We start from the raw sequence: 15801 nt of genomic DNA on the forward strand, positions 1-15801 counted from the left end.
CCAGGCAGGGGCATTCTCTCACATTCTAACTTAATGAACTAGCTCGATCGCCCTTTTAGTCAACGCCTCAGCAGTCAACCCATTAAACGCCATCAACTGACCAGCACTAGCAGTAGTTTCCCCCCGCTTCCAAGCAAAAGTATCCCGCTTGCAATTGCTGCGTAGCATCACAGGTTCCAACATCCCAGAAGCACCACCTGTCACCCCAATCAAGGCATCTCCGCCAAACATTTCGGCAAATTTCTCATCGCTCAAGAAACCCCCGTCAGCTTCCGAACAAGTATCCCAAGCAACATCAGTTGGGCGGTACAAACGCCGGGGATTCACAATAGAAACAATCCGCACTCCAATTCCTTCTGTTTCCAAAAATGCCGCCGCTTCAAACACTGGCATTAACGTCATGTCGCCGACAACTGCAAACACAACTTTCTTGCTCCCCCCTTGATTGTGGGGAGCTTGGGGGGAATTGACTTCGTGCAGCACTATTGCACCGTCTTGCAAACCTTGGCGAGTCTGTTCAAAAGTAGTGCGAATTGGCAGCGGCGACTTACTTGCAGTAATCACAACTCCCTTATTTCTCGCATTCAAAGCCCACTCATAACAAGCTTGAATACTGTTAGCATCCGGTGGAAACAAAGGAAACACATTTCCGTTCCGCATCATCGCCGCAAAATAAGCCTCAATTTCCGGTCGCTGGTGCGTCCAACCGTTGCGACCTTGTTCCAATGCACCCGCTGTAAATAAGGTGACAGTTGCCGGAGTTGGACGGCGCAATTCTGCCATTGCTTGGGTTACAGTTTGCCAAATTGGTAAACCGTTAATGGCAAAAGATTCGTAGGAACACCACAAACTACGCGCTCCGAATAGCGATAAACCTACCGCTAAACCGGCGCAAGCATCTTCGCTCAAAGGTTCATAAACTTGACCGTTTGGCGATTGATTGTACAGGTCATCTCTCGTCGGGTGAATAATCTTGAGAGCTTGGTTGATATTGGCAATTGCCGATGCTTCATTGCCGTCAGCATTAGTGACAAGAAAATTACGATCGCGCTCGCCAACTTTCCCTACCAAAACCCCCATTGCTGTGGTCGAAATCTTCGGTTCTCCCCCAACTGCAAATTCTTCTAAAGGCAATTCGCCTAAATCGGGTAGCGGCAATGTAAACTCAGTAACAACTGTTTTCGCCGCCGGGCCGCCGCCCGCACGCTCGCAATTTGTCCGCACCAACTCCCAAGCAGCAGCAGTCAAAGCGCGCTCTTTTAAAGCACTGATAATGTGCGGAGCATCCAGCGTATCTTTCGGATAAAGGTTGTGAGATTTTGCGCCGCGCGCGTGGACGCCGGCACCTTTCAACTGTTTGATAATAAACGCAGTTAATTTGCCACCGAGAGCAGATTTTGCCGCTTTGTCAACTCCTTGTAAAACAGCTTTGGTAAATGCCATGCGCTGTTCGAGCGAAAAAGCAGTGCTGTCAACATAATCTTCCGGTTGATTTTTATCGTCAAATTCCTTAGCATCAACTAAGATAACTTCTTCAAAACCGTTACCTTGCCAATAAGCAATCATTTCAGCATTAGTTTTAGTGGAAACCATGCTGTGATGTTCCTGAGAATATCCGTTCCAAACCAACACAGGCAAAAAGTTCGTAACGCTGGGATAAGCAGTGTGGAAATGCGCCATGCTGCTCATCGGATAGGGTTCGCCCATGCCGCCGTCCCCCATTGTGAAAGCAAACAGTTTTTCGCGGTGCAAAAGCGCTCCAGCCATTGCGAAATGCTGCCCTTGTCCGAGGGGACCGGCCGGTGCTAAAAGACCGGGAATGAAACCGGAAAGATGTCCTAACAAACCGTCTTTTTCTCGGAATTTATCGCGCACTTGCTGCACGTTAACAATTCCCATATCCTCCAAAGATCGATCGAGAAACATCGCACTGTAAAATCCCGGCGCGTGATGGCCGACTTCGGTGACAATGTTCTTGTGTCCGAGCATCACCAAAGCGGCATAAGCCTCAGCTTGGCTAGCAAAACCCCCTGGATGTCCCGATGCCTTGCTAGCGGTAACTTGCAGCGTCAGGTAGCGCAGGGCGTCTGCTCCCAGCATCGTTTGAAAGACGGCGACGGGATCGGCAGGATCGGCGATCGACTTGCTCCCCTCGGCGATCGCAGGTGCTTTCCCATAACTCTCAAAACCCGGCACACTCTCGGAGAAATACTGGATTCCTTCGCAAAAACTGGGAATTGCTGACGTTGCCTTCGGCGTAGTTGCAGTCATGCTTTATACCTGAAAAATTTAGATTGGATTAATGTAACAGTAATTTTATAGCTTTCTTGTTGCAAAAAATCATCACTTCTGCTATATCGAATGATAAATAAATAAAATCTCTCAAAATTTAAGCTGAGATCGCCCCACATTTCCACAAGCAAATCAGGGCGATCGAGCAGGAAAAAAATCCTTGCTGATTACCAATTAGGGTTCGCTAATCTCTAACCCTTGCGGAAGTTGATACACAGTCACCGGTTCGCCCGTCGAGGTATCGCGCACAAAGCCCTCCTGAGCGAGGTTCGGTTGGCTTTGGCTAGAGGCGCGGCTGATAGAAATATTGCTGAGAATATCCCAGCCGTTAGGCTTAGTTTGTGATAACAACGCCGTAAAAGCATCGATCGGGATTGCTGTATTTAACCCGGTTTTAATCTCCTCCATCTGACCGTTTCACTGACTCATAATTGTGCCAACAGTATCCCCCTGGGCGTCAATTCCCACAACTCTGCCATCAGCATCAAATACAGGCCCGCCACTCATACCGCGCCTTGTCACAGCTTGATAGCGCAGTCCATAACTTGATGATGCGCGATCGAGGCGAGAAGAGATGATACCAGCAGTAAACTTGAGTTTTCTTTCATATCCAAAGGCGATGGGGAACGGATAGCCAGCAACGTAAATACTAGAACCGACAACAGCACGTTCCGACTCGCCCCTTGGGGCTACTGGATACTGTTCTCGGCTCTGAAACTGTACCAAAGCTAAGTCTTGGTTTGGCTGGTTATCGCCTCAAGATCGATCGCGACCTCGGAATAGCTACCGTGGATCTGCGAGCCTCCGGAAATTCGCGGCAGAAATTGCAAAATCTGTCGAGTTGTCAGATGTTAGGTTTGTTCGGGGGTGTGCGCCAAACTTTAACCAGTTATGCTCCTTGGCAAATCAAAACTGTTCGTTTTACAGAGCTTGGAGAGGATATTTTGAGCACCGTTCGAGAATAAGCTATTAAAATTATTGGAGATGGGACTTACGCAATTCTCCCCTTAAAAACAAGGGTTGGGAGAGATTGAACAAACCTTCAAACCCTTTGAGATTTGTTGATACGGCTAAGTCCTGTGACCCAAACCCCGGTAATTCCTATGACACTACCTAACGGCCCCAAAACCCCCCGCTTTGTGCAGCTAATTCAATGGATCAGCGATCCGCTGACATACCTGGATAAATGTGCCAAACAATACGGCGACATTTTCACAGCTCAATTTGGCAACATGGAGCCATTGGTGATGATCAACCACCCGCAAGCTGTCCAGGAGATGCTCAACAGCAACGCGCTTCACGCTCCAGGCAGCCTGAATAGTATTCTCAAACCCATGCTGGGAGAACAATCCATGGTTATGGTTTCAGGAGAAAGGCACAAACGATCGCGCCAATTATTGATGCCACCTTTTCACGGGGAACGGATGCGGAATTACGGCCAACTAATTTGCGATATCGCTCAAGATGTTGCCAGCAAGTGGTCGGTCGATCGACCTTTTGTGGCCCGCAGCGCCATGCAGGAAGTTACCATGCGGGTAATCTTACAAGCTGTCTTCGGTCTGGATGACGGGCCCCGGTTGGAAGAGATCAAGCCCCTACTTGCCTCACTCGTGGATATGACTGGTTCTCCGTTGCGATCGAGTATGCTGTTTTTCGGCTGGATGCAGCAAGATTTGGGCCCCTGGAGTCCTTGGGGACGCATGAAACAGCGGCAGCGGAAAATTGACGATCTGATATATGCCGAAATTGAAGAACGCAGACTGCAACCAGACGCCAACCGCACCGACATTCTCAGCTTAATGATGGCCGCGCGCGACGAAAACGGGCAACCAATGACCAATGAAGAATTGCGCGACGAGTTGATGACGCTGCTGTTTGCAGGCCACGAAACCACAGCAACGGCCCTAGCTTGGGCGTTTTACTGGATTCACAGTTTGCCCTCGGTGCGCCAGAAGTTGCTGCAAGAATTAGACAGTTTGGGGGAAAATCCCGACCCGATGGAGATTTTCCGCTTACCTTACCTGAGTGCAGTTTGTCAGGAGACGCTGCGAATTTACCCGGTGGCAATGCTGACGTTTGCGCGAGAAGTTATCACGCCCGTGGAACTGATGGGACATCAACTCGAACCGGGTACGGTTGTTTTCGCCTCGATTTATTTGACCCACAGACGGGAGGATTTGTATCCAGAACCGCTGCAATTTAAACCGGAACGGTTTTTGGAGAGGCAATTCTCGCCTTACGAGTATTTGCCCTTTGGAGGCGGCAGCCGCCGCTGTATCGGCTTGGCGCTGGCGCAGTTGGAGATGAAACTGGTGCTGGCAACCATTTTGCGGGATTTCGACCTAGTATTGGCCGAGAAAAAGCCCGTACAGGCCAAACGCCGAGGGGTGACTATAGGGCCTGCCGGCGGCGTGCGGATGGCTCTGCTGGGGCGGCGGATGCGGCAACAGAAGCCTGAACCTGTCGCTAGTGGGGTTTGAAGTCGCAGCGGTTACAGCGGGCGATCGAACTTTCTGCTTTGAGTGCCAACAATTTAGGGAGAAGGTGCGATCGTCCGCCAAGGCCACCATTTTTTGTAGCACCCGCTACAGATAAATAGCTAGAATCCTTAACCTGTAACGCTCGCCCCTTCTCACTTTTCAAATTTTCAGTCTAAAATAGTTGCAGCCTTGCAAACGCAGCCTAAAAGCAAAAGTGGGTGATTGCAATAGTCCTCTTGATATCTCAAAAGCCTGCCTGCCATACTTTAAAAACATATGCATACCCTGTTATTCAGCAAGGTCGGAAGCGCGTTGGCATTGCCAGCAATCTTCCGGCCTCTTTATTTTTTGGGCTACTTGAGGCATTGGAGACAAGATGCAGAAGGCAAGGCAAAAGTATAAATTCTCCCCCTGTCCTCGTCTCCCCCTGTCCCCAATCTAGAGCTTCTGCCTCTAATTCCAATAGAATCTGACAGCAAGTTTAAGGAATCACTAAGGAATAATTAATAACTTGTTAAATTATCTCCTTCTGCCCTTCTCTCAATCTTCTGTTTTCAGAAATTCCGATACCGAGACAGACTTCGGGAGACTCTCCAGATCTTGAATTTCGCTTTCGTGGGCAAAAAACTCGACTTCTTTGTCGTCAATCTGGATCTGATAGCTAGCGGTAGCTGTCACAACCCGCCGCTTTTTTTTATCTTCTATTAAAACCCAACACACGACCGGTCTTACCCATCTCTCAACGTGCTGACTTTGCTTTGTACTTCCAAAGGCATACCAGCCTTTAGCTTCAATAATTTGAAGCACTTTAAAATCGTTATTGGCCATATATATCTCTATCGTGTTAACTTCAGTATTTTTCTTAGATAGAACGGTAGGCTTGCTAAGCAGGACAAGAGTTAGGAAATTCCACGCCACACTTGAAAACCTGATTTTTAGTCAGGATAAGGGGGTTGGCAGGGCCCGGTCTGCGTTGTTGCCTGCTAAATTTAGTGCGATCTTTTTTGTACTCTCCCACAATTACCGTAAAGTATCTATACCGCCGCGTCAAAATGAGTCTCACAGTAGCATCAATAGCCGCCAACTAGACCTTAGCTAGCTGCATTTAAGTGGATGCCACCTGCTTCTAACGCCGGGTTGGTGAGAGCGATAGCTATACAATCCTGTTCAGACTTTTTGCTGCAATCAACTGTCCTTTTTGCCTGATCGGGTAAAACTTAACTAGAGATTGCCGCTTTTAATTTTAAGCCTCGGCGCGCCTAATTCGTAATTAATTGTATGGTGTAGTTGATAATTGCCAAAGCGTCGATCGCACTCAACAGCCGTGTCTAACTCTTCGATTACCGTCACCGTTAAACTGTTCGCCGCCTTCGGTGAAGCCTACGGTGTTTCGGAACTTACATTAGAACTTTCTCCCGAAACCCCAGTGTCTCAAGTGCTCGAAAGCTCGATCGCCCAATATCCTCAATTAGAACAATGGCGCGATCGCACCCGCTTCGGTCTTAACCTAGAATTCGTCTCCCCCGACACCATCCTCCAAGACGGCGACGAAGTTGTACTCATCCCCCCCGTCAGCGGCGGGTAGCCTAAGTTGGTTAATCTGAAATGTTGCACCATTCTCAATAAGCTTTTTATGAACAGGCAAGATGCCTGTTCCACAACAGATGAATTTTCTTGTGGAACAGGCATCTTGCCTGTTCTTGAGAATGATGCAATATCTCAGTTAATCAAAAATTCGAGGTTTTGTAGTTGTGTTCGATCGCACGACTGCCCAATTGTTAGCCCAAAAAAGATTTATTAAGTTTTGTAACAATTTCGTCGGCCAATCCTCCTTCAGCTCGCTCAGGCTCGCGTGCGGGCCTGACAATCTGGATTTCCAGCCCGATCCTGAAAACAAGTCAAATCCTTGTGGGGTCGGCGTCCCGCCCGCCCAAATATCAAAGTTAAATACACCACTGTTTAACTCAAAAGTAACTGAAAAATCAATCCCGACTAAAAAAATCGGGTATGGTTGACGGGGTAAATTGACCGTGCTAATCTTGCACAAGACTAAGAAAACATCGCAAAACTAGAGAGTTGAGCTATGACCCAGGCGACCAGAACCCAATCCACTGCAGCAACCTTCACAGCCCTTAAATGTAAAGAATGCGGTGAAGAGTATGAACTCCAAGCCAAGCACGTCTGCGATTGCTGTTTTGGCCCGCTTGAAGTCAAGTACGACTACGACGCCATCCGCCGCAGCGTCACTCGCCAAACCATCGCAGCCGGCCCCAACTCGATCTGGCGCTACCGCGCATTTTTACCAGTCGCTACAGATAACGTCATCGATGTCGGCACAGGGATGACTCCTCTATTAAAATCCCACCGCTTGGCGCGCCGCCTCGGTCTAAAAAATCTTTATATTAAAAACGATGCCGTCAATATGCCCACTCTCAGCTTTAAAGACAGAGTGGTGTCAGTTGCGCTCAGCAGAGCCAGAGAATTAGGTTTCACCACAGTATCCTGCGCCAGCACCGGCAATTTAGCTAACTCTACGGCTGCGATCGCCGCCCACGCCGGACTCGACTGCGTAGTCTTCATTCCCTCCGACTTAGAAGCAGGCAAAGTCCTCGGCACTCTGATTTACAATCCCACTGTCATGGCAGTTCACGGCAACTACGACCAAGTTAACCGCCTCTGTTGCGAAGTCGCCAATACACATGGCTGGGGATTTGTCAATATCAACTTGCGTCCCTACTATTCCGAAGGCTCGAAAACCCTCGGCTACGAAGTTGCCGAACAGCTAGGCTGGCAATTGCCCGATCACATCGTCGCTCCCCTGGCATCGGGCTCTTTGTTCACAAAGATTTACAAAGGCTTTAATGAATTCATCGAAGTCGGTTTAGTGGACGAAAAGAAAGTCAGATTCAGCGGTGCCCAAGCTGACGGCTGTTCCCCAATCGCCCAAGCCTTCCGCGAAGGCCGTGATTTCGTCAAACCGGTGAAACCGAATACAATTGCTAAGTCGATCGCGATCGGCAATCCAGCCGACGGTATGTACGCCCTCGACATCGCCCGCAAAACAGGTGGCAATATTGAATCCGTCAGCGACACCGAAATCATCGAAGGCATGAAACTGCTAGCAGAAACTGAAGGCATTTTCACCGAAACCGCCGGCGGCACTACAATTGCAGTCTTGAAGAAACTCGTAGAAGCAGGTAAAATCAACCCGGACGAAACTACCGTCGCCTACATTACCGGCAACGGCTTAAAAACCCAAGAAGCCGTCCAAGGTTACATCGGCGAACCCATCACCCTCGAACCAAAAATTGAAGCCTTCGAGCGCGCCCTAGAGCGCGCCCGCACACTCGAACGTTTAGAATGGCAACAAGTTTCGGTTTAATAGTCATTAGTCATTAGTTATTAGTCATTGGTCATTAGTTATCAAGCTGTTGACTGTTGACTGTTGACTACTGACTAATGACTGTTGACTACTGACTAAGGACTACTGACTAAGGACTAAAAAAATGACTGTTAAAGTTTTAATTCCCACTCCCCTGCAAAAATTCACCAACAATCAAGCCACAATAGAATGCGGCGGCGGCAACATTTCCGAACTGATTGAATCGCTGGAAACAAATTGTCCCGGCATCAAAAAGAGCCTGTGCGACGAACAAGGAGCACCTCGCAGATTTCTCAACTTCTACGTCAACAGTGAAGACATCCGGTTTTTGGAAGGTACAGAAACTGCTCTTAAAGATGGTGATGAAGTGAGTATTGTACCGGCGGTTGCTGGTGGTTGATTTTTGACCGCAGATGGGGGCTGATAAACACTGATAAACGCAGATAGTTATTGAATCTATCTGCGTTTATTTTTTGTGTTTATTTTTTGTGTTTATCTGCGGTTGCAAATCAAAGTTTTAATTCCTCTGATTTTTTTTGCAACCGCAGATGGGGGCTGATAAACACCGATGAACGCAGATAATGATTTAATTTAATTTATCTGCGTTTATTTGCGTTTATCTGCGGTTGCAAATCACGATCGAACTAGGAGGCTACGGAAGCTTCTTTTGCAGCAGCAGTCCGGGGACGGCGGCGGCCTGTTACTTTATTCACAGGGGCTGGTACTGGCGATGGTACTGATGATGCTAGTTTAGGCGCTTCAATGGAAAGCTGAGATGTTTGAACAGTTTCCGATCGCACTGCTTCTTCAGGAATTTGCATCAGGAATACCAGCAGCGGATTGCTTTGCAGTTCCCGGCGCATTACCCGCTGAATTGCTTTTTCTATTTGGGTTTGCACTCCTACCCAGTCAATGTCAACTTGCGAGTCAGCAGTGGCGGGTTTGACAAATTCTGACCAGCGATCGCTCAACACTGTTTCAATGGTTTGAGTGATTAATTTAATCACCTCGGCGCGATCGGCTGATGTCACTACACCTTTCAAGTGGACTTCTGGTTTGGCAACTAATTTGCCTTCCCAATTCAAAGCCGCCGCTACAGTTACAACGCCATCTCCGGCCAACTGCTGACGTTCCTTGAGGACGCTGGCTTTCACAACGCCCGATCGAGAAGAATCTACTAATTCAATTCCTGAAGGCACTTGACCAGCGACTCGCATTGAATTTTCGGTCAACTCTACGACATCGCCGTTGTCAATAATCACCATATTGCTAGCGGGAATGCCCATGCTTTGAGCCGTCTTGGAGTGCTGGATCAGCATCCGGTGTTCCCCGTGCACTGGCAAGAAGAACTTAGGACGAGTCATGTTAATCATTAACTTTTGGTCTTCTTGACAACCGTGACCCGAAACGTGAATGCCTTTGTCGCGGCCGTAAACCACGTGTGCTCCTAGCATCATCAGTTTATCGATCGTGTTTACCACTGCGATCGTATTTCCGGGAATCGGATTAGCTGAGAAAATGACTGTATCGCCCTTTCTGATTTTCAGTTCGTGATGTTCGCCGTTAGCAATGCGAGTCATCGCCGCCATCGGTTCGCCTTGGGAACCCGTAGTTAAAATCAGTACCTTGTCTTCAGCCAAATTGCGGATTTCTTTCAACGGTTTGAAAAGACTATCTTCGCATTTGATGTAGCCGAGATTGCGGCAGTGAGCGATGACGTTAAGCATCGACCGGCCAACCACTCCCACATAGCGATTGTTTTTCTTAGCCAAGTCCAAAACAATTTGCAATCGGTGTACCGACGAAGCAAAAGTCGTCAGCATCACTCGTCCCGGCGCTTGAGCGATAATTCTGTCTAAATTCGGCGCCACAGAACGTTCCGAAGCGGTAAAACCTGGAACTTCTGAGTTAGTAGAATCGCTAATCAAGCACAGCACGCCTTTCTCGCCGTACTCCGCTAGCTTTTGCAAATCAAAATGCTCGCCGTCTACAGGAGTGTGGTCAATTTTAAAGTCTCCGGTGTGGATCACAATTCCGACGGGAGTGTGAATTGCCACAGTAAAACTGTCGGCCATCGAGTGAGTGTTGCGAATGTATTCGACTAAGAAATTCTTGCCAATTCTGACAGTATCCCTGGGTCGAACCGTTCTCAATTCAGTGCGGTGAGACACTCCTGCTTCTTCGAGTTTTCCGGCTAGCAAAGCCATCGCCAAACGGGGGCCGTAGATGACCGGAATTTCAAATTGTTTGAGGTGATAAGGGATACCGCCTATGTGGTCTTCGTGACCGTGAGTCACGATCATACCTTTAATTTTGTGGCTGTTTTCCCGCAGGTAAGTCATGTCTGGGAGGACAATATTTACCCCGTGCATTCCATCTGTCGGGAACGCTAAACCGGCATCTAAAAGAATGATTTCGTCGCCGTACTCGAACACACAAGTGTTTTTACCGATTTCGTGCAGTCCGCCGAGGGGAATAACTTTTAGAGCAGATGCAGTTGTTGTATTTTTGTTGATCATGCGTATCCTTTGTTAGTTATTTTTGTTATTGGTCTGTGGTCTTTGGTCTTTGGTCTGTCGTCTGTCGTCTTTCGTCTACTGTTAGTTGGTAGGGCGATATTTTTCCAAATATTTATGGAAAACTCCCTGGCGGGTTTTACTATCCCGTACAGTCAGTTGTCTTGGGCCTTCATTCTTCTATCTTCCGTCTTTAATCCTTGAGTGTTAGCTACTTACTAACACTTAATTACTAATGACTGATGACTCAGAACTAATGACTGATAACAACCAATATTCAGTTGTCTGAAAACTCGTTCTCGCTCGTCTTGCTAGCTGATACTGCTGCTAGCTGACTCAGTACGTCCTTTAACTTTTGAGTTACCTCAAGGGGCGGATCGCACAGGGGCGGACGGGTGGAGCCTACATCCCAGCCTTGAAGTTTGAGAGCTGTCTTGACGGGAATGGGATTTGTGGTGAGAAAAAGAGCTTTAAACAGGTCAAAAAGTTGCAAGTGAATCTGGGTAGCGACTTGAACTTGACCGGCCTCGAAAGCTTTGATCATCTGTTGCAGTTGTTCTCCTACCAGATGGCTGGCTACGCTAACTACACCAGATCCTCCTACCGCCAACATTGGCAAAGTTAGGGAATCATCTCCAGAATAGATGGCAAATTCAGGGGATGTCAAGCACCGAATTTGAGTTGCTTGATCCAAGTTGCCACTTGCTTCTTTTACGGCCACAATGTTGGGGATTTGGGCCAATCGAGCCACCGTCTCCGGCAACATATTCTGACCAGTGCGACCGGGGATGTTATATAACATTATAGGCAATTCTGGAGCAGATTGCGCGATCGCCCGAAAATGATTATATAAACCTTCTTGCGGGGGTTTGTTGTAATAAGGAACCACCTGCAAACAGCCATCTAACCCGAGTTTAGCTGCTTTTTTCGTAGCTGCGACTGCTTCTGAAGTAGAATTCGATCCGGCTCCTGCGATTACCAACGCCTTACCGACCACCGCCTTTTGTACCACCTGAAATAATTCGTACTCTTCATCCCAGGTCATAGTGGGAGACTCGCCTGTAGTGCCGCACACTACCAAGCTATCTGTACCGTGATCGGCTAAATGAACTGCCAATTGTTCTGCTACCGCATAGTTAACGCTGCCGTCTTCCTTAAACGGCGTAATCATTGCAGTCAGAACCCGTCCAAACTTTACCACACTTTCTCCGATTTTAGACTGTTGATTTTTGATTTTAAATTTTAGATTTCAGATGAAAGGTTTATCTAAAATCCCCAATTTCAATTTCCCAATTGCCAGAATTTCCCCTAATTAGAAGCCGCCGCCACTTGGGTTCGCAACAAATTTTTTTCTACCAGCAACTCAGCTATCTGCACCGCATTTAAAGCTGCCCCTTTGCGAATTTGATCGCCCGACAGCCACATCTCCAACCCGCAGGGGTGAGAAATATCTTGGCGAATCCTGCCAACTAACACCTCATCCTTACCGCTGGCTTCTGCGGGCATCGGGAAATAATTCGCTTCCCAGTCTTCTACCAGCTTAACCCCACTTGCCTGCTTTAAGATTTCCCTGGCCTCGATCGCGCTAAAAGGCTCTGCAAACTCTAGATTAATCGCTTCCGAATGAGCACGCAGTACGGGAACCCGCACACAAGTTGCCGTAATTTTAATCTCGTCCGTACCAAATATCTTCCGAGTTTCGTTTACCATTTTCATCTCTTCTTCACAATACCCCAAATCGTTAATCGGGGTGTTGTGCGGAAACAAATTAAATGCTAACGGGTAGGGAAATATATCTGTTTGGGGCGTTTCCCCCTGCAAAATTGCTCTTGCTTGAGCTTTCATTTCCTCCATTGCCCTCGCCCCCGCCCCGCTGGCAGACTGGTAAGTCGCTACAACGATGCGCTGTATCGGCCTAACTTTGTGAAGTGGCCAAACGGCAACTGCCATCAAAATAGTCGTGCAGTTCGGATTAGCAATTATACCTCGGTGAGCTGCTGCTGCTTGGGGATTGACTTCGGGAACCACCAGCGGTACGGTCGCATCCATGCGGAAAGCGCTAGAATTGTCAATTACCACTGCCCCGGCTGCTACCGCTTGCGGAGCCCATAACTTAGAAGTCGATCCACCTGCCGAAGCGAGCACCAGATCTACATTATCAAACGATCGCGCCGAAACTGCTTCGACCGGCAGCATCTCACCGCCAAAAGGCAAAGTTGTGCCTGCTGAACGTTCCGAAGCCAGCAGCTTCAAGTTAGAAATCGGAAAACTCCGGCTGTGCAATAGTTCTAGCAACTCGGCACCGACTGCGCCGGTAGCTCCTAAAATGGCAACTCGATAGGATTGAGACAAATTAGTTTCCTCCACAAATTAAAGTCTAAACGATCGAAATCAAAAATTTAAATAACTGCAATTCTCAATATCAAACTTAATTAATGTTATGCGATATCAGGAGCATGAGAGGATAGCAATGGTGCAGTTAACGGAAACGGTCGATCGAACTTCCCGATTGATCCGTGCGATCGTACCCTGTGCCAGTTTAGCATCTTTTGCCAATCGCCCACGCCCAATCCGCATCCGGTTAAGTTTTGCGATATATCTGCATTTTCGCAGGCGCATCCATTGACTTTGACGGGCGGCAGAGGCCGGCAAGATTGACATCACAGGGCGATATGTGCTATGGTGCATCGGCAATTAGTGGACTTAACCTCCACATTCCTAGCAGCAAAAGCTAGTATCCTCAAACCAAAACTATTTGGCAAGAGCCAAAAAAGTAGCCGGAAATGACTTACAGTCTCATCCGGTAAAGGTGTTGTAGTTGTGCCGTTCCGAGTCAAAGCGTACAAAATTAAAATGCAGGCAAAGTCAGATTTGTATGTATTTTATCAAGGAAATTGGGTCTAAAACCCTGTCCTTCTAGGACGGCTTTAATTTCTTAAATCCCTTCCTAAAAGTCAGGAACTTTCTAGTATACTACAGTAGTCAAGGTTAAACTCCTGCGCCATAGTGCATAAAAACAGTTAACGACACACTTTTAGGCGTAAACCGGGCGACAAAGAGCGGCGAAAACTCTATAAACAGCTAGGGGCTTAACACAGTTCCTTTAACCAGAGAAACAAACTATTTAGTCTTGTTAAGTAGGGTAGGGCATACCCGAACTCTAGGTAAATATCCTAGTACGCTTTTGGAGATAGACCCTCTGGGATGACTGCGAATCAGGCTCGTTAATTGGTAGGATTTCTACGGTTAAAAAGTTTGAGGATTGCCGAAAGGACGCAACATTTTAAGGTCAGTCGCTGAATTAAGAATCCCTTTCCTTTAGGTCAGGGAGTGTCAATACACTATTGTTAAATATCAAAAAAGCCGATGAAAGTAACCCAGGAAAAACTTCCAGCTAGCCAAATTGGTCTGGAAATCGAAGTACCGTCAGAAAAGTCAAAACAAGCTTACGAGCAAGTAATTAAACAATTTGCTCGCGAGGTTAATATTCCTGGGTTCCGCAAAGGCAAAGTTCCCCGTCAAGTTTTGCTACAGCGCCTAGGCCAGACTCGCTTGAAGGCGACGGCTTTGGAAAATTTGATTAATGATTCCCTGCAAAAAGCCCTCGAACAAGAAAAAATTGCCGCAATTGGCAGTTTTGAACTTCGCACCGAGTTTGAAGAATTACTAGCTAAGTTCGATCCAGAACAGCCTCTGATTTTTTCGGCAAAGGTTGATGTACAACCAGAAGTGAAAATGGGTCAGTACACAGGTTTGCAGCTTCAAGCAGAAGAAGCTAAGTATGATGAGGCTCAGGTAGATGAGGTATTGGCAAAATATCGATCGGACAAAGCTGCTTTAATCCCCGTAGAAGGCCGGCCCGCTCAGTTAGGAGACATGGCTTTGGTTGATTTCTCCGGTAGATTTGCGGAAGCGCCTGAAGGCGAAACTCCCGCAGAAATTCCCGGCGGTCAAGCAGAAGATTTTCAAGTAGAATTGTCGGAAAATCAGTTTGTACCAGGCTTTATCCAAGGCATGATGGGGATGAATCCGGGAGAAACGAGAGAAGTTTCTGTGCAGTTCCCAGATGAGTATAGCAGTGAAGAACTAGCAGGAAAACCGGCAGTCTTTACGATTACCCTCAAAGAACTTAAGGAAAAAGAATTGCCTGAGTTGGACGACGACTTTGCCCAAGAAGTCAGTGAGTTTGAAACTTTAGCAGAACTGCGCGAATCGCTCGAAACTCGGTTTAAAGCAGACCAAGAAAACAAGACATCAGCAAATAAGGAAAAAGCTATATCAGCAGCCCTCGTGCAGCTAATAGACGTGGAAATTCCCGAAACAATGGTCGATCGCGAAATCGATTATTTGTTGAATCAACAAGCCGTCCAATTGAAAAATTACGGCATAGATATCAACCAACTGTTTACCGAAGAAAATATGGGCCCGATGCGGGAACGCTCGCGCCCGGAAGCAATCGAGCGCCTCAAGCAGAATTTAGCTCTGGCAGAAATAGCCAAGCTGGAATCCTTATCTGTTGAACCAGCAGAATTAGCAGCAGAAGTAGCAAAAATCAGAAAGCAGTTTCCCAAAGGAGATTTTGACCCCCAAAGGTTGCAGGAATTTGTAGCAGAAGACTTGCTCAAACAAAAAACCCTGAAATGGTTGGAAGAAAAAGGGACAATCGAACTCCTACCTGAAGGCTCTCTGACTCCTGCAGCAGAAGAATCAGAAGAATCAGAAGAATCAGACGCTGAAGATTCAGCAGAAGCAGCCACGAGCGTTGAAGTGGAAGTCGTAGGCGAAGAATAGAGCTTACTGTGTTCAAATGTCCTAATTGCGGGCATGAAATCAACCGTGAGTTGAACGGCGCGCCTGATCCTTAACTACAAGCTCCGGGTGCGCCTGATCCTTACTCAAAGCTCGGGGTGTCCACTAGAAGCAGCGCTGATTTACGAGTAAGTGTTTTAACTCATGCACTCCGCGAGCCTTGCGAGTCGCGCCAGCTTTGCGAGTCGCGCACAAAGCAATCTCAAAACTCAAAACTTCCCATTCCCCCGATATCCGTTCAGAAGAGGCATAATAGTTAAAAGCTGGCGGCTTAATTTAAAGCTTTCATCAGCAGCAGCAAATTGTCTAGAATCCTTGACTG

Annotated in this window: 16 protein-coding genes; 8 read left to right on the top strand and 8 right to left on the bottom strand. The window is 47.6% G+C overall.

Going from position 1 to position 15801, the window contains the following annotated elements; genetic code table 11:
* Positions 1-30: 30 nt before the first annotated feature.
* The 3 genes from D0A37_RS09610 to D0A37_RS09620 all read right to left on the bottom strand — a co-directional run bounded on the left by D0A37_RS09610 (position 31) and on the right by D0A37_RS09620 (position 3018).
* A complete protein-coding gene (locus D0A37_RS09610; protein ID WP_242723578.1) occupies positions 31-2271 on the bottom strand; it encodes a phosphoketolase family protein in 2241 nt (746 codons plus the stop codon).
* Positions 2272-2466: 195 nt separating this feature from the next.
* The gene (locus tag D0A37_RS09615; RefSeq protein ID WP_242723579.1) at positions 2467-2700 is read right to left on the bottom strand and encodes a hypothetical protein; all 234 of its coding nucleotides are present in this window, start codon (positions 2698-2700) and stop codon (positions 2467-2469) included.
* Positions 2701-2709: 9 nt separating this feature from the next.
* Complete coding sequence (locus D0A37_RS09620) at positions 2710-3018, bottom strand: S1 family peptidase (protein WP_242723581.1); 309 nt, start codon at positions 3016-3018, stop codon at positions 2710-2712.
* Positions 3019-3032: 14 nt separating this feature from the next.
* On the opposite strand from D0A37_RS09620, the gene D0A37_RS09625 reads away from it, so the two are divergent.
* The gene (locus D0A37_RS09625; protein ID WP_242723583.1) at positions 3033-3257 is read left to right on the top strand and encodes a hypothetical protein; all 225 of its coding nucleotides are present in this window, start codon (positions 3033-3035) and stop codon (positions 3255-3257) included.
* A 138-nt stretch (positions 3258-3395) separates the two neighbouring features.
* Positions 3396-4772 (top strand): cytochrome P450, encoded by a 1377-nt coding sequence (locus D0A37_RS09630; RefSeq protein ID WP_242723584.1) that lies wholly within the window; start codon positions 3396-3398, stop codon positions 4770-4772.
* Here D0A37_RS09630 and D0A37_RS09635 read toward each other — a convergent pair.
* Together D0A37_RS09635 and D0A37_RS09640 are read right to left on the bottom strand one after the other, a co-directional pair.
* A complete protein-coding gene (locus tag D0A37_RS09635) occupies positions 4759-4935 on the bottom strand; it encodes a hypothetical protein (RefSeq protein ID WP_242723586.1) in 177 nt (58 codons plus the stop codon). The genes D0A37_RS09630 and D0A37_RS09635 overlap by 14 nt on opposite strands.
* Before the next feature lie 377 nt (positions 4936-5312).
* On the bottom strand, positions 5313-5600 hold the full coding sequence (locus D0A37_RS09640) for a hypothetical protein (protein WP_006632921.1): 288 nt from the start codon (positions 5598-5600) through the stop codon (positions 5313-5315).
* A gap of 496 nt (positions 5601-6096) precedes the next feature.
* Between D0A37_RS09640 and D0A37_RS09645 the strand changes: the two genes are divergently transcribed.
* From D0A37_RS09645 to D0A37_RS09655, 3 genes are all read left to right on the top strand, one after another.
* A complete protein-coding gene (locus D0A37_RS09645) occupies positions 6097-6357 on the top strand; it encodes a MoaD/ThiS family protein (RefSeq protein ID WP_242723588.1) in 261 nt (86 codons plus the stop codon).
* Between the two features lie 498 nt (positions 6358-6855).
* Entirely contained in the window at positions 6856-8154 is a 1299-nt protein-coding gene (gene thrC, locus D0A37_RS09650; RefSeq protein ID WP_242723590.1) for a threonine synthase, read from the top strand.
* A 124-nt stretch (positions 8155-8278) separates the two neighbouring features.
* Positions 8279-8554: a MoaD/ThiS family protein gene (locus tag D0A37_RS09655; protein WP_242723592.1), complete on the top strand. Its 276-nt coding sequence runs from the start codon at positions 8279-8281 to the stop codon at positions 8552-8554.
* A 244-nt stretch (positions 8555-8798) separates the two neighbouring features.
* Here D0A37_RS09655 and D0A37_RS09660 read toward each other — a convergent pair whose 3' ends face one another.
* The 3 genes from D0A37_RS09660 to D0A37_RS09670 form a co-directional block, all read right to left on the bottom strand.
* Entirely contained in the window at positions 8799-10673 is a 1875-nt protein-coding gene (locus tag D0A37_RS09660) for a ribonuclease J (protein WP_242723594.1), read from the bottom strand.
* A 274-nt stretch (positions 10674-10947) separates the two neighbouring features.
* Positions 10948-11871 carry a 4-hydroxy-tetrahydrodipicolinate synthase gene (gene dapA, locus D0A37_RS09665; RefSeq protein WP_242723596.1) on the bottom strand — a complete coding sequence of 308 codons (924 nt, stop codon included), beginning with the start codon at positions 11869-11871 and terminating at the stop codon, positions 10948-10950.
* A 107-nt stretch (positions 11872-11978) separates the two neighbouring features.
* A complete protein-coding gene (locus D0A37_RS09670; protein WP_242723598.1) occupies positions 11979-13022 on the bottom strand; it encodes an aspartate-semialdehyde dehydrogenase in 1044 nt (347 codons plus the stop codon).
* A 118-nt stretch (positions 13023-13140) separates the two neighbouring features.
* Between D0A37_RS09670 and D0A37_RS09675 the strand changes: the two genes are divergently transcribed.
* The 3 genes from D0A37_RS09675 to D0A37_RS29425 all read left to right on the top strand — a co-directional run bounded on the left by D0A37_RS09675 (position 13141) and on the right by D0A37_RS29425 (position 15535).
* Positions 13141-13296 carry a hypothetical protein gene (locus D0A37_RS09675; protein WP_242723600.1) on the top strand — a complete coding sequence of 52 codons (156 nt, stop codon included), beginning with the start codon at positions 13141-13143 and terminating at the stop codon, positions 13294-13296.
* Positions 13297-14036: 740 nt separating this feature from the next.
* Positions 14037-15461, top strand: coding sequence for a trigger factor (gene tig / locus D0A37_RS09680; protein ID WP_242723602.1), 1425 nt, complete (start codon positions 14037-14039; stop codon positions 15459-15461).
* A gap of 8 nt (positions 15462-15469) precedes the next feature.
* A complete protein-coding gene (locus D0A37_RS29425; RefSeq protein ID WP_445242545.1) occupies positions 15470-15535 on the top strand; it encodes a hypothetical protein in 66 nt (21 codons plus the stop codon).
* Positions 15536-15801: the final 266 nt, after the last annotated feature.

The sequence above is a fragment of the Microcoleus vaginatus HSN003 genome (assembly GCF_022701255.1).
Taxonomy (GTDB): domain Bacteria; phylum Cyanobacteriota; class Cyanobacteriia; order Cyanobacteriales; family Microcoleaceae; genus Microcoleus; species Microcoleus vaginatus_B.